This window comes from Nordella sp. HKS 07 (assembly GCF_011046735.1).
Taxonomy (GTDB): Bacteria; Pseudomonadota; Alphaproteobacteria; order Rhizobiales; family Aestuariivirgaceae; genus Taklimakanibacter.
Genome location: NZ_CP049258.1, coordinates 5911494 through 5934410, shown reverse-complemented (window position 1 = coordinate 5934410; position 22917 = coordinate 5911494). Strand labels below are relative to the sequence as shown.

At 62.4% G+C, this 22917-nt stretch carries 21 protein-coding genes and 1 pseudogene; 8 read left to right on the top strand and 14 right to left on the bottom strand.

Features of this window, described 5'->3' with window-relative positions:
* Positions 1-19 precede the first annotated feature (19 nt).
* From rseP to pyrH, 5 genes are all read right to left on the bottom strand, one after another.
* Positions 20-1153, bottom strand: a complete 1134-nt coding sequence (gene rseP / locus G5V57_RS27930; RefSeq protein WP_165171536.1) for an RIP metalloprotease RseP — start codon at positions 1151-1153, stop codon at positions 20-22.
* Positions 1154-1293: 140 nt separating this feature from the next.
* Positions 1294-2142, bottom strand: coding sequence for a phosphatidate cytidylyltransferase (locus G5V57_RS27925; protein ID WP_165171534.1), 849 nt, complete (start codon positions 2140-2142; stop codon positions 1294-1296).
* A gap of 2 nt (positions 2143-2144) precedes the next feature.
* On the bottom strand, positions 2145-2879 hold the full coding sequence (locus tag G5V57_RS27920) for an isoprenyl transferase (RefSeq protein ID WP_165171532.1): 735 nt from the start codon (positions 2877-2879) through the stop codon (positions 2145-2147).
* A gap of 41 nt (positions 2880-2920) precedes the next feature.
* Positions 2921-3487: a ribosome recycling factor gene (gene frr, locus G5V57_RS27915; protein ID WP_165171530.1), complete on the bottom strand. Its 567-nt coding sequence runs from the start codon at positions 3485-3487 to the stop codon at positions 2921-2923.
* Between the two features lie 6 nt (positions 3488-3493).
* Complete coding sequence (gene pyrH / locus G5V57_RS27910; protein WP_165171528.1) at positions 3494-4213, bottom strand: UMP kinase; 720 nt, start codon at positions 4211-4213, stop codon at positions 3494-3496.
* A 96-nt stretch (positions 4214-4309) separates the two neighbouring features.
* Here pyrH and G5V57_RS27905 point away from each other — a divergent pair, with 96 nt between their 5' ends.
* Positions 4310-4888, top strand: coding sequence for a hypothetical protein (locus tag G5V57_RS27905; protein ID WP_165171526.1), 579 nt, complete (start codon positions 4310-4312; stop codon positions 4886-4888).
* A 9-nt stretch (positions 4889-4897) separates the two neighbouring features.
* On the opposite strand, the gene tsf is transcribed toward G5V57_RS27905, so the two are convergent.
* Both tsf and rpsB read right to left on the bottom strand, forming a co-directional pair.
* The gene (tsf, locus tag G5V57_RS27900) at positions 4898-5818 is read right to left on the bottom strand and encodes a translation elongation factor Ts (RefSeq protein ID WP_165171524.1); all 921 of its coding nucleotides are present in this window, start codon (positions 5816-5818) and stop codon (positions 4898-4900) included.
* Between the two features lie 63 nt (positions 5819-5881).
* Positions 5882-6640: pseudogene (gene rpsB / locus G5V57_RS27895) on the bottom strand (30S ribosomal protein S2); the annotation flags it as partial.
* 286 nt (positions 6641-6926) lie between these two features.
* Here rpsB and G5V57_RS27890 point away from each other — a divergent pair.
* From G5V57_RS27890 to G5V57_RS27880, 3 genes are all read left to right on the top strand, one after another.
* On the top strand, positions 6927-8384 hold the full coding sequence (locus G5V57_RS27890; protein WP_165171520.1) for a biotin carboxylase: 1458 nt from the start codon (positions 6927-6929) through the stop codon (positions 8382-8384).
* 79 nt (positions 8385-8463) lie between these two features.
* Positions 8464-9051, top strand: a complete 588-nt coding sequence (locus G5V57_RS34625; RefSeq protein WP_165171518.1) for a CHASE4 domain-containing protein — start codon at positions 8464-8466, stop codon at positions 9049-9051.
* Between the two features lie 23 nt (positions 9052-9074).
* Positions 9075-10622, top strand: a complete 1548-nt coding sequence (locus tag G5V57_RS27880) for a putative bifunctional diguanylate cyclase/phosphodiesterase (RefSeq protein ID WP_371744840.1) — start codon at positions 9075-9077, stop codon at positions 10620-10622.
* A gap of 12 nt (positions 10623-10634) precedes the next feature.
* Here the strand turns inward: G5V57_RS27880 and G5V57_RS27875 are convergent, their stop codons facing one another.
* Positions 10635-11111 carry an Lrp/AsnC family transcriptional regulator gene (locus G5V57_RS27875; RefSeq protein WP_165174293.1) on the bottom strand — a complete coding sequence of 159 codons (477 nt, stop codon included), beginning with the start codon at positions 11109-11111 and terminating at the stop codon, positions 10635-10637.
* Between the two features lie 137 nt (positions 11112-11248).
* Between G5V57_RS27875 and G5V57_RS27870 the strand changes: the two genes are divergently transcribed.
* The gene (locus G5V57_RS27870; protein ID WP_165171514.1) at positions 11249-12313 is read left to right on the top strand and encodes a 1-aminocyclopropane-1-carboxylate deaminase; all 1065 of its coding nucleotides are present in this window, start codon (positions 11249-11251) and stop codon (positions 12311-12313) included.
* Positions 12314-12354: 41 nt separating this feature from the next.
* Positions 12355-13116, top strand: a complete 762-nt coding sequence (locus G5V57_RS27865; RefSeq protein ID WP_165171512.1) for an alpha/beta fold hydrolase — start codon at positions 12355-12357, stop codon at positions 13114-13116.
* Positions 13117-13155: 39 nt separating this feature from the next.
* Here G5V57_RS27865 and G5V57_RS27860 read toward each other — a convergent pair whose 3' ends face one another.
* From G5V57_RS27860 to soxR, 6 genes are all read right to left on the bottom strand, one after another.
* Positions 13156-14064, bottom strand: coding sequence for a carbon-nitrogen hydrolase family protein (locus tag G5V57_RS27860; protein WP_165171511.1), 909 nt, complete (start codon positions 14062-14064; stop codon positions 13156-13158).
* A 116-nt stretch (positions 14065-14180) separates the two neighbouring features.
* Complete coding sequence (locus G5V57_RS27855; protein ID WP_165171510.1) at positions 14181-16976, bottom strand: DUF2339 domain-containing protein; 2796 nt, start codon at positions 16974-16976, stop codon at positions 14181-14183.
* Positions 16977-17043: 67 nt separating this feature from the next.
* A complete protein-coding gene (locus tag G5V57_RS27850) occupies positions 17044-17496 on the bottom strand; it encodes a cupin domain-containing protein (protein WP_165171509.1) in 453 nt (150 codons plus the stop codon).
* 14 nt (positions 17497-17510) lie between these two features.
* Positions 17511-17999 (bottom strand): GFA family protein, encoded by a 489-nt coding sequence (locus G5V57_RS27845; protein ID WP_165171508.1) that lies wholly within the window; start codon positions 17997-17999, stop codon positions 17511-17513.
* A gap of 20 nt (positions 18000-18019) precedes the next feature.
* The gene (dnaE, locus tag G5V57_RS27840; protein ID WP_165171507.1) at positions 18020-21466 is read right to left on the bottom strand and encodes a DNA polymerase III subunit alpha; all 3447 of its coding nucleotides are present in this window, start codon (positions 21464-21466) and stop codon (positions 18020-18022) included.
* A 65-nt stretch (positions 21467-21531) separates the two neighbouring features.
* Entirely contained in the window at positions 21532-21987 is a 456-nt protein-coding gene (soxR, locus tag G5V57_RS27835) for a redox-sensitive transcriptional activator SoxR (RefSeq protein WP_165171506.1), read from the bottom strand.
* 92 nt (positions 21988-22079) lie between these two features.
* Between soxR and G5V57_RS27830 the strand changes: the two genes are divergently transcribed.
* Both G5V57_RS27830 and G5V57_RS27825 read left to right on the top strand, forming a co-directional pair.
* Positions 22080-22469, top strand: a complete 390-nt coding sequence (locus G5V57_RS27830) for a hypothetical protein (protein ID WP_165171505.1) — start codon at positions 22080-22082, stop codon at positions 22467-22469.
* A 39-nt stretch (positions 22470-22508) separates the two neighbouring features.
* Positions 22509-22916 carry a hypothetical protein gene (locus tag G5V57_RS27825; protein WP_165171504.1) on the top strand — a complete coding sequence of 136 codons (408 nt, stop codon included), beginning with the start codon at positions 22509-22511 and terminating at the stop codon, positions 22914-22916.
* Position 22917: the final 1 nt, after the last annotated feature.

The window sequence follows — 22917 nt, the reverse complement described above, 5'->3', positions numbered from 1 at the left end:
TGAAGATTTTTGCCTTATTTCAATAGGCTAGGTTTCTGAGAGTGACCCTTATCAGGTCGTTCATATTGCCGACGAGCATGATGAAAATAACCACGGCAAATCCGATCCTGAAGCTCCATTCCTGCGCCTGCGGCCCCAATGGTTTGCGCCGGATCGCCTCCAGGGCATAGAACACCAGATGGCCGCCATCGAGCATTGGAATAGGAAAGAGGTTAATTAATCCGATACTCACGGACAGCACGGCGACCATGTACACATAGGGGAATATCCCGCCCTGGGCGGCATCGCCGGTAAGCTTGGCCATGGTGCCCACGCCGCCGAGCTGGGAGACGCTGTCCTGGCCGATGATCAACCGGCCGACATACTGCAGCGTTCCCACCACGATGCGCTCGATCTGGTCGCCCGACAGTTCAAAGGCGCGTGACACGGAAACGTCATGGAAATTGGACGGATTTTGGCTGGGGGCCGCGCCGATCCGCCCGATGGTGATCTTGCCGTAGAAGCCCCTGTCCTCGACTATGGGGCGCGGGACGACATTCAAGGTCAATTCGCTGCCGGAGCGGTCGATGTCGAAGGCGAGGTTCTTGCCCGCGCTTCCGCTCACGATGGCGACGATATCGGTGAAGCTCTTCACTCCTTCGCCGTCAATCCGCAGCACGAGGTCTTCGGGCTGAAACCCGGCCTGCTCGGCGGCGGATCCAGGCTCGATCTTGCCGAGCCGCGAACCGGGCGTCTGGTCGCCCAGGAAATACAAGGCGCCAGCGAACAGAATAAAAGCCAATATGAAATTCGCGGCCGGGCCGGCGGCAACCACGAGGGCACGCTGCCAGATGGGTTTGCCGTGAAACTCGTCAGGCTTCGGCGGTTCGTCCGCGTCCGGCATGCTCGCGGCATTGGCGTCGCCGGCGAATTTCACATAGCCGCCGACCGGCAGCCAGCCGACCTTCCAGCGCGTGCCGTAGCGGTCGGTCTTGCCCCAGATCTCGCGGCCGAAGCCGATGGAGAAGACATCCACCTTCATTCCGCAAAGCCGGGCCACTTTGAAGTGGCCGTATTCGTGGATGAAGACGATGACGGTCAGCGCGACGAGCAAGGCCGCGGTGTAACCGCCGTAGGAGAGAATGACTGCCGGAAAAGTGGCGAGAAGGTCCATCACGATATCCTGTTTCAAATCCGGCTCGATGTGCCGGCCCCGCCTCTAACCCGCAAAGCCTGTGCCAGTTAAGCTATTGGCCCAAACTAGTTATTAACCACGAAACCCGGTTATTGCGACAACATTTCGGCAATCTAAGCCTAGCGGCCGAAAAGTTCGTTACCGCGGTCGATATAGCCCGAGATTATGATGAAAGCGGCCAGGGCCAGCGACGCGGCGACGAGGCCGTCGACCCTGTCGAGAACGCCGCCATGGCCGGGAATGAGCCGGCCTGAGTCCTTCACCCCATAGTGGCGCTTGAGGGCCGATTCGAAGAGATCGCCCAGTTGCTCGACAACGGCGAGCGCGGCGCCGAGGAGGCCGAGCACGACCAAGTCCGCAAGGCCGGCGAAATAGGCCACGGCGCTGCCCGCAAGGGCGCCGCCGGCCACCGCCCCCCATAGCCCGGCCCAGGTCTTCTTCGGCGAAATCCGGGGGGCCAGTTTCGGCCCGCCGATGACGCGGCCGACGAAATAGGCGCAGATGTCGGCCGCCCATACCACAGCGAAGAGCCACATGATGGTGAGCATGCCCGCTTGGTTCTCGCCCCTGAGGATGACGAAAGCCATCGCCGGCAGGCCGATATAGGCCACACCCGACATCACCCACAGACTAAGACGACGGTGCTGGGCCATCGCCAGCGCCAGACTGAGAACCCAGATGACCGATATGACCGCGAGCGCGGTTTGCGAGCCGTGCGTCACGGGCAGGAATGCGCCGCACAGGGCCGCCGCCGCATGGAGCGCGAACTGCGAGGAACTACGCTCATGCACGATGTTGGTCCACTCATGCGCCATCATCACGGCGAGGAGCGCCACGAGCAGGTGGAACCAGGCATCTCCGACCCACACATCGACCAGAACGGCGGGAATCAGGACCGCCGAGGTCAGCGTGCGGATTCCGAGATCGCGCCAATTGGCGCCTGGAGGCGAGCCGACGGTCTCAGCCATGGTCAGGCCGACTGCGCTTGGAGCCCGCCGAAGCGCCGCTCACGCGTCTGATATTCGGCGATGGCGCGCTCCAATGTCTCTCGGCTGAAATCCGGCCAGTATTCGTCGACGAAGACGAGTTCGGTATAGGCGCACTGCCAGAGAAGGTAATTGGACAGGCGCTGTTCACCGCTGGTGCGGATCAACAGATCGGGATCGGGAATGCCGTCGGTCTCGAGGAAGCTGCCGAACAGCTCCGGTGTGATTGATTCGGGCGCCACACGACCTTCGCGCACCGCGAATGCGAGGCCGCGGGCGGCGGCTGTTATCTCCTGGCGCGAGCCGTAGTTGAAGGCGACGACAAGTGTGAGGCCGGTATTCGCACGCGTGCGCTCCTCGGTCTCCTCGATGAGTGCAACGATATCGGCGGCAAGTCCGCGGCGCTCGCCGATGATCCTTATTCGGACATTCGCGCGGTCCAGCTCGGCGACGTCCTGGCGCACGAAGTGACGCATGAGGTCGAGAAGAAATGAGACTTCGGACGGCGGCCGCGACCAGTTCTCCGAGCTGAAGCTGAAAATGGTGAGATAGCTCACCCCCATCTCACCGGCTGCCTGGACGGCGGTGCGCAGCGCCTCCACTCCCTTTCGGTGACCTGCGGAGCGCGGCAGACCGCGGGCATGAGCCCAGCGGCCATTGCCATCCATGATGATGGCGACATGCCGCGGCACCGCCGCTCTGCCACCGTGACTTGTCATCAACGGTCCCTCATGGGCTCGCATCCTCGCGGTCCCGCCGCTCAGACCTGCATGATCTCAGCTTCTTTGACCTTGAGTGCGGCGTCGATTTCTTTGATCGTCTCATCGGTCATCTTCTGCACCTCATCGGATTTGGTGCGGTGTTCGTCCTCGCTGATATGATGGCCCTTTTCGAGCGTCTTGAGCTGGTCCATACCGTCGCGCCTGACATTACGCACCGCGACGCGGGCCTTTTCGGCATATTGATGAGCAACCTTGACCAGTTCCTTGCGGCGGTCCTGGGTAAGGTCCGGCATGCGCAGGCGGATGACCTGGCCTTCGGTCTGCGGGTTGAGACCGAGGTTGGACGCGCGAATCGCCTTCTCGACGGCAATGACGAGGCCTCTGTCCCAAACCTGGATGGACAGCATGCGGGGCTCCGGCACCGTGACCGTCGCTACCTGGTTCATCGGCATCGAGGCGCCATAGGCGTCCACATGGATGGGCTCGACGAGGCTCACGGCGGCGCGCCCTGTGCGCAAGCCGCCGAAATCATGCTTCAAGGCATCGACCGCACCATGCATGCGCCGCTTGAGTTCTTTCGAGTCGAATGGGGTGGGTTGTGCCATGGCGGTTCAGTCTTTCGTCACTATCGTAAATTTGCCCGAGCCTTTCAGGACCTGGAGTACCGCGCCGGGCGTGCGGATGGAGAACACAACTACCGGAATCCCGTTATCCCGCGCAAGCACGATGGCCGCCGGGTCCATGATGCGCAGATCCTGCGCCAGGATCTCGCTGAAAGTGATGCGCTCATAACGCTTGGCCGCTGGATCCGTCTTGGGATCGGCGGAATAGACGCCGTCGACGCTGGTGCCCTTGAACAGCGCGTCGCAGCCCATCTCCGCCGCCCGGAGCGCCGCGCCGGTATCGGTGGTGAAGAACGGCAGGCCGGTGCCGGCGGCGCAGATGACGACCCTGCCCGCCTCGAGATGATGGACTGCCTTGGCCCTTGAATAGGTCTCACAGACGGTGGGCATGGCGATGGCCGAGAGGACCCTGGCGTCGATGCCCTTGCCCTGCAACGCCCCTTGCATGGCGAGCGCGTTCATGACTGTCGCCAGGATGCCCACATGATCGGCGCTCACCCGGTCCATGCCTTTGGCCGCCTGAGCCATGCCGCGGAAGATATTGCCGCCGCCGATCACGAGGCTCAGCTGGACGCCGGTCTTCACGGTTTCGGCGATCTCGCTGGCGACCCGTTCGACGGTCGCCAGATCAATTCCGAAGGGTTGCGGACCCATGAGAACTTCGCCCGAGACTTTCAGGAGGACGCGCTTGAAGGCGAGCTTGGCCATGTTCACCCGATTGGAATTATGGAAAGACTTGAGGGAGATAGCATATTTTTGCAGCAGGCTAATGTTATTCGTATTGAGTCCGGTTCAGGAGGTCAAATGCTGTTCAAATCCGCTATCCTCGACGGCATCCGCAGGGGCAGCATCACTCTGGCCTTCCGGCGCTGGCCGAGGCCCCGCATCAAGGCCGGCAGCGAAGTCCGCACCGCGCTCGGGGTCGTCGCCGTCACCGGAATCAAACCAATCGAGGTCCAGGCGATCAGCGAGGCGGACGCCCGCAAGGCGGGATATGCGACGAAGGCGCAACTCCTGGCCGAGCTCGCGAAATTCGGCAGCGGCAGCGTGTTCAGGATCGGCCTCGGCTTCGCCGGAAAGGATCCGAGGGAGGCGCTCAGGAAACAGGCGCCGACGAGGTCGGGTGCAACGGAAATAGCAACGCGCCTCGCGCGGCTCGACACATCAGCCAGGGATGGGGCGTGGACATTGAAAGTGCTGGAATTGATCGCCGCCCATCCGGCGGTCAGGGCCGCCGAGCTGGCGGCGGCGCTTTCCTGGGAGACCCAGGCCTTCAAGATCCGGGTCAGGAAACTCAAGGAGCTTGGCCTCACCGAAAGCCTGGAGACCGGATACAGAATATCGCCGCGCGGCGCCGCCTATCTGAAGGCGGCACCGCGCTAGCAAACGTGCTTAGACCGCCGCCGCCTTGGCGACTTCGGCGGCGAAATCATCTTCCTTCTTCTCGATGCCTTCGCCGAGCTGCATGCGCACATAGGCGGCGAGCTTGACGGGGGCGCCCGCCTTGTTGGCGACCTCGGCGAGCGCTTGGCTCACCGACTTGGCGCCGTCATGGACATAGGCCTGCTCGAGGAGGCAGTTCTCCTTGGCATAGGACTTGAGGCCGCTCTCCATGATCTTCTCGAGCACCTTCTCCGGCTTGCCGACGTTCTTCTCGGCAAGGATGGCCTTTTCGCGCTCGATCGTCTCCTTCGGCACGCCGGCGAGATCGAGAGCGACCGGATTGGTCGCGGCGATATGCATCGCCAGCATGCGGCCGAACTGCGAGAGCTCGTCCTTGTTGCCGGTCGATTCGAGCGCGACGATCACACCGATCTTGCCGAGGCCGGGCACGACCTGATTGTGCATATAGCTGCCGATGACGCCGTCGTTGACCGAAACCACGGCGGTGCGGCGCACGCCCATGTTCTCGCCGATCGAGGCGACCATCTCGGCCACATATTCGGCCACAGCATGCTTGCTGCCCGGATAATGCGCGATTTTCAGCTTTTCGGTATCGCCGTCCGCCTTGAGGGCAAGCTTGGCGATATCGGCGACCATCGCCTGGAACTTTTCATTGCGGGCGACGAAGTCGGTCTCGGAATTGACTTCGACGAGCGCGCCGGAGGTGCCTTCGACGGCGACGCCGATCAGGCCTTCGGCCGCCACGCGGGTCGACTTCTTGGCCGCCTTGGCAAGGCCTTTGGCGCGCAGCCAGTCGACAGCGGCATCCATGTCGCCATTGGTCGCGGCGAGCGCCGCTTTGCAGTCCATCATGCCTACGCCGGTCTTCTCGCGCAGGTCCTTCACCATTGCTGCGGTGATGTCAGCCATAATTGTCCTCGTGGAATGGAGGGAGTCCGCGCGAACGAACTCCCTCGGGATCAGATATCAGGCGTTAGCGGCTTCCGGCAGGTCTTCGCCCTGCGGATCCTCGGATTCGCCGATATCGCCGCCGGCGCCGCGCTGCCCCTGCGAAATGCCTTCAATGCAGGCGCGGCTGATCAGGTCGCAATAGAGCGTGATGGCGCGGCCGGCATCGTCATTGCCCGGGATCGGATAGGTGACGCCCGCCGGGTCGCAATTGGTGTCGAGGATGGCGATGACCGGGATGCCGAGACGATTGGCTTCCTTGATCGCAAGCTGTTCCTTGTTGGTGTCGATGACGAAGAGGATGTCGGGCGTACCGCCCATGTCCTTGATGCCGCCGAGCGCCTGCTCGAGCTTGTCCTTCTCGCGCGTCAGCGTGAGAAGCTCGCGCTTGGTGAGCCCCATGCCTTCCTTCGAAACCGTCTCCTCGAGCTGGCGCAGACGCTTGATCGAGTTGGAGATGGTCTTCCAGTTGGTCAGCGTACCGCCGAGCCATCGCGAATTGATGTAGTACTGGGCCGACTTCTTCGCCGCATCGGCGATCGAATCCTGGGCGGCGCGCTTGGTGCCGACAAAGAGCACGCGGCCACCGCGCGAAATCGTGTCGGCGACGGCGAGCAGCGCCTGATGCAGCAACGGCACGGTGTGCGCGAGGTCGATGATGTGAATGCCATTGCGCGCCCCGTAGATGTAGCCCTTCATCTTGGGGTTCCAGCGGTGGGTCTGGTGGCCGAAGTGAACGCCAGCTTCCAGGAGCTGACGCATGGTGAATTCTGGCAGAGCCATGCTAATATCCTTTTCCGGTTGATCCGCCGCGGATGATGTGACCGGACTATCCGGCACCGGAGGGAGAAAACACTATGTGGGGAGCCGAAACTCCCATGTGCCTCTCCCGCATCCGCGTGTGTGCTAACGGCGCGGCTTATAGGCAAGAAGCCCCGTAAACACAAGCCTTTTGATCGCCCCTCCCCGGCCACGCCGGTCAATTATCCCAAATGCCCCTTGGCCTACGGTAACTTTTTTGCGTAGTCTTTCGGGGACGGGCGCCGACAAGCCTGGCTGGAGGGGAAATATGGCACCAAGCGGCAAGCGTCAAAAACTCACAAGTCTTTCAGATATCTACAAATTCTTCCGTCAAAATCAGACGCCGATCTACTTCTTGTCGCCCACTCCCTATAACCTTCTGGGGCTCGGGCGCTGGATCAACAAGTTCGAATACATCAATTTCTTTGACAGCTTCGACGCCACGCATCCCAAGATCACGGTGCCGCGCGAGAACGGACCGCACGAGTTCCGCTCAATCGAGGACGTCAACAATTACCTCCTGCGCCACAAGGAGGTCAGGACCCGGATCGCCGAACGCGGCAATGGGCTGCTCATCCTGGTCATGCTCGACGAAGAGACCGAGAAGCTCGCCAAGGAGCTTGGCCTCAAGATCGCATTGCCGCCCGTCAAACTGCGCAAGCATATCGACAGCAAGATCGTCACCACCCAGCTCGGCAATGAAGCAGGTATCAAAAGCGCCCCGAATACACTCGGAAAAGCAAAGACTTACGCCGATCTCATGAAGCTTGCCATGAAGGCCAAGTTGGGTCAGGACCTGGTCGTCCAGACCCCCTATGGCGATTCCGGCCGCACCACATTCTTCATCAAATCCGAGGCCGACTGGAAGAAGCATGAGGACAAGCTCGTCGCCGAGCAGCTCAAGGTGATGAAGCGGATCAACCACCTGCCGGGCACGGTCGAGGCGATTGCCACCCGCCACGGCACGCTGGTCGGGCCGCTCCAGACCGACATCACCGGCTTCACCGAAGTCACCCCTTACAAGGGCGGCTGGTGCGGCAACGACGTTTTCGTCGGCGGCCTCGACAAGGAGCGCCGGGCCGTCACCCGCATGGCGCAGAAGCTCGGCGATCGCCTCTATAAGGCTGGCTACAAAGGCGCCTTCTGCATGGACTTCCTCATCGATACGGATTCGGGCGAAGTCTATCTGGGTGAGATCAACCCACGTGTCTCAGGCGCCTCCCCTCTCACCAATCTCATCACGTCAACCTATGGCGGCTGTCCAATCTACTTGTTCCACATGCTGGAGTTCATGGATGTCGATTGGGAGATTGACCTGGCGCAGGTCCAGAAGCGGTGGACCGAATATGACGACTGGAGCCAGCTCATTCTCAAATATCCGGTCGACCGGGTCGAGATGATCACCAAGGCGCCGGCTTCGGGCATCTGGCAAATGAACGAGAGTGGCGACATCTCGCTCGTCCGCAAGTCGATCGACTGGTTTCTGGTCTCGGGCGAGCATGAAGCCTTTTATCTGCGTGTCTATACGGCAGGCGATTACCGCTACCACGGTGCTGATATGGGCATTCTCGTTTCGCGTGGGCGCATGCAGACCGACGACCGGAAGTTGAAAGATCGTGCGAAGCAGTGGGTCAATGCGATCTACAAGCAATTCGACGCCATTCCCCTCGAAGGAAGTTCCGCGCCGACGCCGCCGCCGATGGACAGCGTTAACAAAATGTTTTGAAGCCGCTACAGAGTCTGTCAAATTCATAAGCCTTTGGTGATCCGCAGCCAGTAACCTCGCGCGGGGGCAAGGTAAGGCAATGAGTCTTGGCGCAATTCTGGCGCGCTTCGGGCGCAAGGGGACAATCGAATTCTGGATGGCGGTCATGGCGGGCGCGGCGTTGGCCGCGACCGTCGGCGTCGTCTTCTATGCCCTCAATCATCTCGCCAATGAAGTCGACCGCACCGACCGGGCGCTGACGCGGCAGACAGCGCAGGCGGCGGTCAAATCCTTCGTCAAGAAGCTGCATGACAGCCACCAGGACTATGCGCGCTGGGACGACGCCGTTACCGGACTTTACAACATCTCCAATCCGGAATTCGTGCGCAGCGGCTATACCGACTCGACCTCGACGGGAATCATATTCGACACCGCCTTTCTGATCGACGAATCCGGCAAGGACCTCTTCGCGCTGCGGGCCGGCGCGGCACTCGCCGCGTCGTCCAAGGAGATTTCGGACTGGTGCTCGACCGGATGCTCAAGCAGAGCGAGGCGCCGCCCGGCCAATATGCGGTGTCGAGCGGCTTCTTCAGGACGCCGGACGGCATTGCCGCGGCTGTGGCCGGGCCTGTCGTGCCCTTCTCGGAAGGCTTCGCCCTGCCCGAAGGACAGAAACGGATCCTGGTGATTGCCAAGCATCTTACAGATGCCATGGTGAACGAACTCGGAGCGGAATTCGTGATCGCCAATCTCAAGCTCGCCGAGCCCGGCAGTCCAGCCGAGCAGAGTGTGATCCTGGCCGATCCTGCTGGCGGCGCCGTGAGCAAGCTCATCTGGTCGACCAGGACGCGCGGATCGGACGCCCTGGCGACGATCAGCCCGGCGGTCACGACGATGCTGATCCTGCTCACCCTGATCATGATGGGCGTGGTGGTGACGGCATGGGCCAATCTGCGCGCCACCATGCGCAGCCAGAAGGAAGCCGAGCATGCCGCCACGCATGATTTCCTGACCGGCCTGCCGAACCGGGCATCGCTGCTCGCGACGCCGCTCAGCGACGACAAGACGTTGCGCATGCAGCCCGATGTCTGCGTCGTTTTCCTCGATCTCGACGGCTTCAAGGACGTCAATGACACGCATGGCCACTTCGCCGGCGACCGCGCGTTGCTCGGCTGCACCGCGGGCTTCAGTCACATCGCCGCCGGCAACGGCCTCCTTGCCCGCGTCGGCGGCGATGAGTTCGCCTTCCTCACCACCGGCCCCGATGCCCAGCGAACCGGTCGCAAGGTCGCCGAGCAGTTCATCGAATTCCTGAAGGAGCCGCTCAAGACGCCGAAAGGCGATCTCCGTCTCGGCACCAGCGTCGGCATCGCGTCAGGCTGCTCCAAGGATACCACCATCCACGAGCTCTTACGCCGCTCCGACATCGCCATGTACGAGGCCAAGAAACTCGGCGGCAACCGCATCGCCTATTACGACGCCAATATCGACGCCAAGATGCAGGAGCGCGCCAGCCTCACCCATCATTTGCGCGAGGCGCTGGCGGCGGAGGAGATTACGGTCGCCTATCAGCTCATCGTCGACTCGGCGACGCATCAGCCGAAGGGCGTCGAGGCGCTGGCGCGCTGGACGATGTTCGACGGGCGGGTGATCCGGCCCGATGTCTTCATCTCGCTCGCCGAGGAAGGCGGCCTCATCGAGACGCTCGGCGCCTATGTCCTGCGCCGCGCCTGCGTCGACGCCCTCGCCTGGCCGGATTTCATTCTGTCGGTGAATGTCTCGCCGGTGCAATTCAAGAACCCGCGCTTCGACGAGATGGTCGGGCAGGTACTCGCCGAAATCGGCTTCCCGGCAAGCCAGCTCGAGCTCGAGATTACCGAGCGCCACCTGATGGTCGAGCCCGACATCGCGCTTGCCGCCATGTGGCGGCTGAAAGAACGCGGTGTCACCATCGCGCTCGATGACTTCGGCACCGGCTATTCGAGCATTGGCTATTTGCGCACCTTCCCCTTTGACCGGCTCAAACTCGACCGTTCGATCTGCGCCGACATCACCAGCAACACCAATGTGCAGCAACTTGTCCAGGGAACCATCGCCATAGCGCGTTCAATGGGCCTCAAGGTCACGGCGGAAGGAATCGAGGACGAGTTCCAGGCCAAATTCCTGCGCCTTGCCGGCTGCGAGTTCCTGCAAGGCTTCTATTTCAACCGGCCGATGCCGGCCGACGAGATCAGGCCCAAAGTCCTCGAAGGGGCTTGAAGAAGGCCGCTGTCAGAACGGCAGGCGCGCATTGTCCTTGACCTCCTTCATGACGAAGAAAGTACGGGTCTGTCTGATGCCCGGAAGAGCAATCAGCTTCTGCCCGTGCAGCTTGTTGAAATCCGCCATGTCGCGGACCCGGATTTTCAGCAGATAGTCGAAATCTCCCGCCACCAGATTGCAGTCGAGGACCTCCTTCATCGGCAGCACGGCCTTCTCGAATGCGGCGAAACTCTCGGGCGTCGAACGATCGAGCACGACGCCAACCATCACAAGCGCATTCAAGTGGACCGACGCGGGCGCTATGTCCGCCCTCACTCCCGTGATGTAGCCCTCCTCGAACAGCCGCTGGGTGCGCCTGTGGCAAGTAGCGGCGCTGACATTCACACGGATGGCCACCTCGGCATTGGTCAGGCGGCCATCGGCCTGGAGGGCCCGCATTATCTTAATATCGATGCGGTCCAACGGCCCTACGGAATAATCTTCCATTTCGGTGCACCTCGGTGGATGATTTTTATCATCGCCGATCCATTGAAGGGGGTAAGAAGACAAAACGCAACTCACTTTTGCAAGCACCTTACGGGCGATCCTTTCTATGCTCCCTGTCGAAACCGGGAGCCCGCTTCATGTCCCTCCTTGCCAAATTCGACCGCTATCCGCTCACCTTCGGTCCCACGCCCATCGAGCACCTGCCCCGGCTGTCGGCGGCGATCGGCGGAAAGGTGCAGATCTACGCCAAGCGCGACGACTGCAATTCCGGCCTGGCGATGGGCGGCAACAAGCTCCGAAAACTTGAATACATCGTTCCCGATGCTATCGCGTCGGGCGCCGACACGCTCGTGTCGATCGGCGGCGTGCAGTCGAACCACACACGCCTGGTCGCGGCAACGGCCGCGAAACTCGGCATGAAATGCGTCGTGATCCAGGAGAAATGGGTTCCGCATTACGACGCCGTCTATGATCGCGTCGGCAACATCCTGATGACCCGGCTCATGGGCGCCGACAGCCGGCTCGTCGATGCCGGCTTCGATATCGGTATCCGCAAAAGCTGGGAAGATGCCATCCGCTCCGTGAAGGACTCCGGAGGCAAGCCCTATCCGATCCCGGCCGGCGCCTCGGTGCATAAATTCGGCGGTCTCGGCTATATCGGCTTCGCCGAGGAAGTCGCGAGACAGGAGGCTGAGCTCGGCATCGCCTTCGACTATATCATCGTCTGTGTCGTGACCGGCTCGACGCTCGCCGGCACCATCGTCGGCTTTGCGGCCCAGAACCGGGCGCAGCGTGTCGTCGGCATCGATGCCTCTGGAACGCCCGAACAGACCCGGGCACAGGTGCGCCAGATTGTCGACAACACCGCCGCGCTTGTCGGACTGGGACGTGCCATCCGTGATGACGAGATCATCATCAATCCCGACTATGCCTACCCCGCCTATGGCGTGCCCTCCGAGGAGACCAACGCAGCGATCCGGCTCGCCGCGCGAATGGAGGCGATGATCACCGACCCCGTCTATGAGGGCAAATCCATGCAGGGCATGATCGACCTGGCGCGCAAGGGCTACTTCCCCGAGGGATCGAGAGTCCTTTATGCGCATCTCGGCGGCGCGCCGGCGATCAATGGCTATAGCTACTACTACAAGGACGCCGAACCAGCCGCCGGAGAGCATGTGGCGTCGGCGCCCCTCTTCCCGTAGCCTGTCGTCCAAGGCTCGTCACAACAGAAGGAAGCAGGATCATGAGACTTGCAAGATTCGCGCTCACGGTGGCCGCCGCAGCATTGTTCATCCTTGCTGCCTTCGCGCCGGCTCAAGCGGCGCCGGTCAAGAATATCGTGATCGTTCACGGCGCGCTGGCGGACGGCTCCGGCTGGCGCAAAGTATACGATCTCCTGAAGGCCAAAGGCCATGACGTAACGATCGTGCAGGAGCCGATGACCTCCCTGCAAGACGATGTCGACGCCACTCATCGCATCCTTGCGCTCCAGGACGGTCCAGTGATCCTCGTGGGCCACAGCTACGGAGGCATGGTCGTGACGGAAGCGGGCAACAGCGACAAGGTCGTAGGGCTTGTCTACATCGCCGCCTTCCAACCGGATGTGGCGGAAAGCGTTCTCGATCTCGCCGGCAAGACTCCTGCCCCGTCGACAGGCATAGTAGCGACGGCGGACGGATATCTATATCTGGATCCGAAAGTCTTTGCCGCTGATTTCGCGGCCGATGTGTCGCCGGCAGACACCGAGTTCATGGCCCACTCGCAAGTCTTGCCGGCAAAGGCCGCCTTCGAGACCAAGAGCCGACAACCGGCGTGGAAAAGCAAAAAAAGTTGGGCTCTCATCACGACCGAAGATCGGGCGATAAATCCTGATCTCATGCGGATGATGGCGAAGCGTGCCGGCAGCACGACCGTCGAGGTCAAGGCCAGCCACGCCGTGTTCATATCGCAGCCGGAGGCGGTCGCGAATCTCATCGAGGAAGCGTCCCTGGCTCTGTCGAAGTGACTGCGCGGCGCCTCCGGCGAGGCCGGAGGCAATCCGCCGTCAGTTTACGAGACTGCGGCGCACCGGGAGCGTGTGGACATTGCGCGGCGCCGGCGCGTCGACGCGGCGCGGCGTGGCGAGCGCGCCGAGTGAATCGAGATAGCTCGTATCGAAGCGCTCGCGGTCATAGACCGGGAAATCGACAGTGCGGTCGCGGAAGCTCTTGGCCATCTGACCCAGACCGCGGATGCCGCGCTCGCGCGAACGGCGCACCAATTCCATGTCGATCTCGATCGGGATGATCTGCTCGGTCGTATCGCCGGTGAAGAGCGCGCGGCCCGCGGGATCGAACACGCAGGAGCGGCCATTGCCGCCGGCGCCCAATCCGTTCACGTCGAAGACATAGCACTGCATCATCGCCGAGGTCGCATGGCTGATGGCGATATCGACATCGCGATCGATCGTATGCGTCATGACCGGATGCAGGATGACATCGACGCCCATCGAGGCAAGCTGGCGCGACGTCTCCGGGAACCAGATGTCGTAGCAGTTGAGGACGCCAAACTTGCCGGCGCCTTCGATGTCGAAGGTGAGGAACTCGTTACCCGCCTGAACGCCCTGCTCCAGGGGGGCGAACGGAAACATCTTGCGGTAGCGTCCGACGACATCGCCCTGCGGGTCGACGACCGACGTGGTGTTGAAGATGCCGCCCTCGCGGCGCTCATACATGGAGCCGTTGACGATCCAGATGCGGTGATGGCGCGCCATTTCACGGAAGGCGTCTTCGGCGGCGCCCGGCAGCGGCTGGGCGTGCTGCAAGAGCGGACCGAAGCAGGCGAGCTCGGAGAACATCACCATTTGCACCCAGGGAAAAAGATGCATCGTCAGATCAACGCGCTGGCGCATGGCCTCGATGTTGGAGCCGTGGCCCAGATGCATCTGGATACCGGCAATGGCAAAGGGCTTCATGATCGCAAAAACCTCGCTAAGTAATTATTCCGTAACGTTATAGATTTCCCTAGATCACGGGGGATGTTGTAGCTGGCGCGTCAACTTCAAGGCAAAGTTTTTGTGATCGAGGAATATTAGCCGCTGGCAGGCTTATCCTCCGCTTTCCTCTCGGTGAAGACAAAGCGCTGATAAAGATAGCCAATTCCGACAAGGAAGAGGCCCAGCCCGAGGAAGGAGAAGACGCGGTAAAGCCCTCCCAGGGCAGCCATGTCGGACAGGAATACCTTACAGACGGTGAGGATCAGGATAGCGAGCGCGCCATGCCGCAGCCAGGGAGCCCCCCGCCACATGCCAATTCCGAGCAGCACCAGGGATGAGAGCAGCCAGACGACCGAATAGGCATAGTATTCAGCATCGCTCACGGCCCAGAAATCGAGTACCGGGCCCTGGAAGAAGCGCTTCGTCTCAAGTGTCACCCAGGCCAGCACCAGGATGAGGGACAGCGCCGAGAGCGGCGTCCGCAGGCTGCGCGTCTGCGGCAGGTCGGGCAGCGCATAAGCGATGAGGCCGATCAGAACCGCCGGCGCGAGATAGGCGACGAGCAATGTGTTGAAGATCGGGTAAGCGCCGACGCTCTCATAGGTCACGACCGGATTGAGGGCGAAGAGCTGGCCGAAAACGACGCCCAGCAAGCCGAGGCCAATGAGGATCGCCGCCCACCATTTGTCGATCGGCCGGCCTGCCGTCGCGAAGGCCCTGAGCCGCCACCAGCCGGCGCCGAGCCAGACCAGGGTGTGCAGAGCCAGTTCGAAGAGCGTCAAAGTCTCGGCCGCGATGCGCCCCTCGGTGAATACACGAATTTCGAGCGCCACCAGCAGGAGCGCGAAGACGAAGGCGCCACTTTCGAGGACCGTGACGGTGAGATCGTTCAAACGCTGCTTGAACATCCGCCCCGCGGCGAAGAAGGCCAGTGCGGGAATGCCATAGCCATAGAGAATCCATTGCGTCCCGAGAGCATTGTTGGTCTCGTAGGTCAGCACATAGGGATTGAGCGCGAGGCGCACCAGGATGACGGCGGCCACGGCAAGCGCCAGCTTGCGCAACTCCCTCAGATCGAGGCTCTTCTCGAGCCAGGCCAATGCCGGCAATTGCAGCGCCAAGGCGACGGTAAGCCAGGCTTCGCGGAACACGAAGGCGAAAGCGAAGCTCACGCCGGCAATGGCGGCGGCCGCATAGAAGCCGAGAGCCAGCCGGTATCGCCGCTCCTCGCGTCTCTTGTTGAGCGCGCCCGCAAGCGACACGGCGATAGCGGCGGCAAGCGTCGCGGTAAGCGTCCACAGGAGATCGGTGGTGAAGAAGCGACTGCGGGCATAGGCGGCAGCCAATATGAGCAAGGCGCCGAGGAGCGAGATGCCTGCCCAGACATAAGGACGCCGGCTGCCACGCAGCAGGACGAAACCCAAGGCCGCGATCAATGCGCCGGCGAATAGATGCGACAGTACGAAGCTCTTCGCTTCCGGCGCGAACAGCGCGCCCTGCGGCGCTATGATGTTGCCGGCATCGATATCGTAGAGAATTTTGCCGAGAATGCCCTCGGGCTCCCAGGCGAGCAGCACGAGGAACAAGAGTGCCGCGGCATGGGCGATGAAGCCGTCAAAGCGCTCAAAGCGCCGGCCGGCGAAGCTCAACGCCACCGCGCCTATCCCCGCCAGCATCAAATTCACCATCGGCGCCTGGAAGTTCAGCGCCGCAAAAGCGAAGAGGCCGACCGAGCCGGTCGCCGCGAGCCAGCCGTTGAATTCCGGGCCATCCGGCTGATGCGGCTTCTCCCAGATCGAGGGAGATTCGTCAGGCGTCAGCCGCAAAGCGAGCCAGACCGCCGCCGCGGTCAGCGCGGCAAGGAATGCCGCGATGGTCATGAGATCGCCAGCCTGCATCGGTCCGACGATCCACAGGCCGACCCATAGAAGCCCGCCGATCGTCGCCCCGTAAGCGAGCCATCCCCACCCCCGATAAATGACGACGGCATAGGCCGCCGCCGCGATAAGGGCGAGATAGGCGAACAGGATCACGGCATTGGGGCTGTCCGAGCTCACCAGAGCCGGCGTCGCGAAACCGGCGAGAAGACCGATGATCGCGACGATGGGCGAATGGAGTGCCGCCAGCACGAAAGCGACCAGCGCCACCACGGCGAGGCCGATGAAGGTGGCGCCTGGACTCAGCAGGTCCAGCAACGCATAGGCGGCATAGATGCTGGCGAAGCAGATGAAGAGGCCGGCGCTGACCAGGGCGCCTGGCACATAATCGGGCTTGAGCGCCGCAATTTCCTTCTGCACCGGGCGCCGGCGCAGCCATTCGCCGGCCAGCGTCAAGGCGACGCCGAGGACAAGCCCGGCCATGGCGCGCATCGCCGGTGTCAGCAGCGCATTCTCGATCGAGTATTTGATGAGGAAGATGCCGGCGAGCACGAGCGCGACAGCGCCAAGCCAGACGAGCCAGCGCGACGTGAGTCGTTCCTCGATGCCGGCACGCGGTTGCGCGGGCGGTGGAGGCGGCGGTGGCGCCGCCGCAGCGATGGCCTCGCCCTCGGGTGGCGAGTCGGCGGCGGCGTCGACACTCTCGCCCTCCTGCGCACGCCTGGCTTGCGACCAGACCCTGCCTGGACGCGCGGCGGCTTCAGGGGCAGCAACCTCTGGCGCGGGGGCCTCGGTCACGATCTCAGGGACTACCGCCTCTGGCGCCATAGTCTCGGCGGGCGCCGCCGCGGGAGGCGCGACGCCCGTTTCATATTGAGCGAGCTTGGTCTCCAGCAGTGCCAGCCTCCGCCGGAGATCGCCGGAACGGGAGAGCGCTACGATGGAGAGGATGAGCGGGGTGAAGAATATCACCACCAGCGCGAGAATCAGGAGGCCAATGAGATCGTCGAACATCGAATCAGGAGTCTACCCGAAAAACTGACGCGCCGGTCCAGTTGACAATTGCTTGTCGCCTGATTCGTTATTCGTTGGCTTCGGGCGGCAGGAAGTCGACCTCATGGGCGGCGGAGATCTTCACCGCCTCGACCGGGTCGGCGACATTATGGAGATTGTCGAAGAGCTTTTCGAGCATCCGCGCCGGGGAGACCCAGAACAGCGCCCGGGCCGGCTTGTCGGACTTGTTGAAATAGCCATGCGGGATGCCGCGCGGCATGCGCACCAGATCACCCGTTTTCGCCTTGAACCATTTGCCGTCGAGCTTGAGATCGAGCTCCCCCTCCTGGACCAGGATGAATTCGTCCTGGCTCGGATGAACATGCACCGGCACGAACTGCCCGGGCATGCTGTTGGTCTCGAAAGCGAAAGTCGAATCGCATACCGCCTTCGGGAAGTAGAGCTGACCCAGGATGTTCCAGCTCTTGCCGCCGAAGCCGGTGCCGTTCGCGGTGATGCCCTTCTCCAGATCCTGCGCCATCGCTTATCTCCCTGTCATTTTCCTGGCCCCAATATAGCTTCCCGCCGCTTGAGGCTATCCGGCGGCCATTCCTTTTCCATGTCGTAGTAGATCTCGAAGGCGCGGGCGTGGTCCGGCAATCGCACCCACGGCAACTTCGAGCGCGTGAAGATATGGGCATCGGGCGTGAGCGCCGCCGGATCGTCGAGCGTGCCGACACGCAGAAAGCGCAAACCGGGCCGCCGACCATAGTCGCCCCACAAGGCGATGCGGCAGTCCGGACAGCGATAGATGTCATGCGGCCGGCCGCTGTCGGTCGGCACGGACACCGCTTCCGGCGTTCCACGCAGGACTTCGATCCGGTCCATCTCGGTGAGTGCGTTGATCACGAAGGCGCTGCCCGTCTGGCGCTGGCAGTCCCGGCAATGGCAGCAGTTCACGAACATCGGCGGCATCGCCAGGCGATAGCGGATCTTGCCGCAGGCGCAGCCACCTTCCAGATAGTCAGGCGAAGTTGCGGTCATGGCCGCTTCTCCTCACTCCATCACAGATCCTGCACGTCGATCACGCCGGAGATCGCCTTGATGGCGCCCTTGATCTGCGGCGTCACGGTGAATTTGTTGCCGAGCACCATCTCGACTTCCCTGCCCCGATCCATCTGCAGCACCAGCCGGACCGGCGCCTTGCCGCCATTGGTCAGGCGCTGGGCGATGGAATCGATAGGTTTGGCATCCCGGAGGAAGATCGTCAGCCCCGAGGTGATCTGGGCTGCGGCACGCTCGATATCCTCGACGCCCTGAAGCCGCAGCCGCACCTCCTCGCCGTCGACATCGGCCTCGACGCGGGCGATCACCGCCTTGCCGGGCTCGAGCAAATCGCGCGTGACGGCCAGTGTGTCGGAGAAGCAAATCGTCTCGAACTGGCCGGTCGGGTCGGAGAACCCGACGAAAGCAAATTTGTTGCCGGACTTGGAGCGGCGCTCCTGGCGATGGGTGACGGTGCCGGCGAGCTTCGCCGCGGTGGCCCCCTTGGTCAGCGCCTTGGCGTGGAATGACGTCCAGGTGTCGACGCCCATGCGTGTGAGCCGCGTCATATAATCGTCGAGCGGATGGCCGGAGAGATAGAAGCCCACCGCCTCGAATTCCTGGGTGAGACGGTCCATGGGCAGCCAGCCCTCGCGCGCCGGCAATGCGACATCCTCCTTGCGGCCCGACCCCTGGCCGAAGAGATCATGCTGACCGGCCTCGGCTTCCGCCGTGGTGCGGTTGGCCATGGCAAGAATGGCGTCGACACCATCGAAGACCTGCGCACGGTTCGGCTGCAATTCATCGAAAGCGCCCGCCTTGACCAGGCTTTCGAGGGCGCGCCGGTTCAGCATATGGGCATCGATGCGGCGCGCGAAATCGCCAAGCGTCGTGTACGGCCCTTCCGCTTCGCGCTTCTCGACCAGATGCTGGATGGCGCCCGAGCCGACGTTCTTGAGAGCTGAGAGCGAATAGAGGACCGCCTGATCCTTCACCGCGAAATCGACCTGCGACTGGTTGATCGAGGGCGGCACGATCTTGACGCCGATGCGCTGCGCCTCCTGGCGGAAGACCTGCAGTTTGTCGGTATTGCCCATATCGAGCGACATCGAGGCGGCGAGGAATTCGACCGGGTGGTTCGCCTTCAGATAGGCCGTCTGGTAGCTGATATAGGCGTAAGGTGCGGAGTGCGATTTGTTGAATCCGTATTCGGCGAATTTCGCGCAGGCGTCGAAAATGTTGCTGGCGACTGTGGCATCGATGCCGCGCTCGACCGCGCCTTTGAGGAAGTGTTCGCGCTGCGCATCCATCTCCGACTTGATCTTCTTACCCATGGCGCGGCGCAGAAGATCGGCCTGCGCCAGCGTGTAGCCGGCAAGGTCCTTGGCGATCTGCTGCACCTGCTCCTGATAGGTGATGACGCCGAAAGTCTCCTTCAGGATCGGCTCGAGCGCGGGATGCATGTATTCGAGCGGCTCGCGGCCGAGCTTGCGGGCGCAATAGAGCGGGATATTGGCCATCGGACCCGGACGGTAAAGCGCCACGAGTGCGATCAGGTCCTCGAAGCGGTCGGCGCGCATCTGGCGCACCGCATCGCGCATGCCAGCACTTTCCAGCTGGAACACGCCGACCGTGTCGCCCTGGCCCAGCATCTGGAAGGTAGGCAGGTCATCGAGCGGGATCTTGTTGGCGTCGAAATCGGGAATGCGCTGGCGGATGAGCCTCTGCGCCTTGTCGATGATAGTAAGGGTCTTGAGGCCGAGGAAGTCGAACTTAACGAGGCCCGCCTTCTCGACATATTTCATGTTGAACTGGGTGGCGGGGATCGATGAGCGCGGGTCGCGATAGAGCGGCACCAGCTCCTCAAGCGGCCGGTCGCCGATCACGATGCCGGCGGCATGCGTCGAGGCGTGCCGGTAAAGGCCCTCGAGCTTGAGGCCGATCTCCAGCATGGTGCGAACCGTGGTGTCCTTGTCGCGCTCCTCCTTGAGGCGCGGCTCGCCGTCGATCGCCTGCGCCAGCGACACCGGATTGGCCGGGTTCATCGGGATCATCTTGCTCAGGCGGTCGACCTGGCCGTAGGGCATCTGCAGCACGCGACCGACGTCGCGACAGACGGCGCGCGCCTGCAGCTTACCGAATGTGATGATCTGGGCGACGTGATCCTTGCCGTATTTGTTCTGGACGTAGTCGATCACCTCATCGCGCCGGTCCTGGCAGAAATCGATATCGAAGTCCGGCATCGAGACGCGGTCGGGATTGAGGAAGCGCTCGAAGAGGAGCTTGAAGCGCAAGGGATCGAGATCGGTGATGGTGAGCACATAGGCGACGAGCGAGCCCGCACCCGAACCACGGCCCGGCCCCACCGGGATACCTTTCGATTTCGCGTATTTGATGAAGTCCGAGACGATCAGGAAGTAGCCCGGATATTTCATCTTGATGATGACTTCGAGCTCGAATTCGAGACGCTGCTTGTAGTCGTCCTCGTTGTAGCCTTCCGACAGGCCGCGTTCCTTGAGCCGGTTGGCGAGGCCGTCGAAAGCCTGGCGGCGCAATTCCTCCGCCTCGTCGCCTTCGCCGTAGCGCGGCAGGATCGGCTTCTGCGACCCGACCTTGAAGGCGCAGCGCCGGGCGATCTCCACCGTCGAGGCGATCGCTTCCGGAATGTCGGCGAAGAGCGTCGCCATCTGCCTGGGCGACTTGAAATAGTGCTCAGGCGTCAACCGGCGCCGGTCTTCGGCGGCGACGACCTCACCCTCGGCGATGCAGATCAGCGCATCATGGGCGGCATAGTCGTCGAGCTTGGCGAAGTATGGCTCGTTGGTCGCGACGAGCGGCAACTCCAGCTCGTAGGCGAGATCGATGAGGCCGGGCTCGGCGAGTTGCTCATTCTCGGTGCCGTGACGCTGCAATTCGACATAGAGCCGGTCGCCGAAAGTCTTGGCGAGCTCCTCCATGCGGGTACGCGCCACGTGCTGCTGCCCCTGGACGAGCGCTTCGTTCACCGGACCGTCGGGCCCGCCGGTCAGGCAGATGAGGCCGCCTGAATGAGCGGCCAGATATTCCATGCTCAGATGCGGCTCGGCCGTGTCGGGCGTATCGAGATAGGCCCGGCTCGTGAGCTTCATCAGGTTGCGATAGCCCGCCTCGTCCTTGGCGAGGAGCGCCAGACTCGGCAATTTGCGCAAGCCTGTGCGCTGGCGGTGCACCGCGTCGGGCGACGGCTCCTCGCAGGCGACCTTGAGCGTGCAACCGATGATCGGCTGGATGCCCTTCTCGCTCAGAGCGTCGGAGAATTCGAGCGCGCCGAACAGATTGCCGGTGTCGGTGATGGCGAGCGCGGGGCTCCCCATCTCCTTCGTGAGCCCCGCCATCTGCTTGATATGCAAGGCGCCTTCCGCCAAGGAATAGGCGGAATGGGTGCGCAGATGGATGAAGGTCACGCTGGATTTCGACTCGTCCGACATGGTCCGACCCTAGCGCGGGATGAGAAAAAGTGGGTACCGGTTTTTCGCAAGAATCCCACGCTAAATCAGGCGCCGCTCTCTTCGCCTTCGCCGACCCAGAAGCGCGGGCCCGGTCCCGACAGGCCGGCCTTGTCGGCGGGATTCACGAGCTTGCACAGCTCGAGCGAAAGACAGCCGCAGCTGATGCATTTGGCGAGGCCGGCCTTCAGACGCTCAAGCTCGGCGATGCGCTGGTCGATGCGATCGGCCCAGGGCTCCGACAAACGGGCCCAATCGCGCCCCTTGGGCACGTGATCGCTGGGTAGCTTGTCGAGCTCGATGCGAATCTCCTCGAGGGTCATGCCGAGGCGCTGGGCGAAGACGATGAAGGCCAGGCGCCGCAGGGTCGGCCGCCGGAAGCGGCGATGGCCGGATCCCGCTCTCTCCGAGGTGATGAGCCCGCGTTCCTCATAGTAGCGCAAGGCCGAGGCCACCACGCCACTACGCTTGGAAATCTGGTTGATGGTCAGAAGGCTGTCCATGCCCTGTCCCTAACGCAATTGGCGCTTGACTTCAAGTTCACTTGAACTTGTAGAAACAGATTCGACAACACGCCCCTGTTTCGGAGAAGCCGATGTTCGACCCGCGGAAGGTACAGAAATTCAACAGCGCCAGCCCTCGCGACTGGCACACATGGTCCGGCATGTCGCTCGCCGATGTGATCGATGAAGACGCTTCGGCGGCGAAGCTCGACGCGGTCGGCTTCCTGCGCGCGCCCGCGGGCGCCATCAGCAGTTTCAAATTTCTCTATGACGAGGTCCTGGTGGTCACGCGGGGCCGCTGTGCGCTGCGCGGCCTGGACAGGCTGATCGTCGCCACGCCCGGGGAGGCGCTCTATGTGCCGGCGGGCACCTCAGGAACCATCGAGGCCATAGACCCGCTGGAGCTAGTCTATGTGGCGGTCTCCCCATTGGGGAAGCTCAGCCCTGAGATGAAGCACGCACTCCTCACGGCCGCCGCATAATTCCATCGCAATCCCAAAGCACGAACGAGGACAAGTTTCATGCCAAGACAACAATTCGACCCCACTCTTATCCAGCTCTTCACCGCCGAAACGGCCCGCGACTGGATGGAGTGGTCGGGCTTCGCGCTCGCCGATGTCGTCAATGAAGACGAAACGCCCGCCGCCAAACTGGGCGCGGTCGGCTTTGTCAAAGCCCCAAAGGGCGCCAGGAGCGATTTTGATTTCCCTTATGACGAGGTGGTGATCGTCACCAAAGGCCGTTGCCGGGTACGCAGCATGTCGGGCGTCGTCACGGCGGGTCCCGGTGAAGTGATCTACCTTCCGGCGCATCTTGCCGGCACATTCGAGGCGGCGGATGATCTCGAGCTGGTCTATGTCGCCTCATCGCCCTATGGCGAGGCCAACCGCGCGATCAAGGCGCAACTTCTGGCTGCGGCCCGCCAATAAG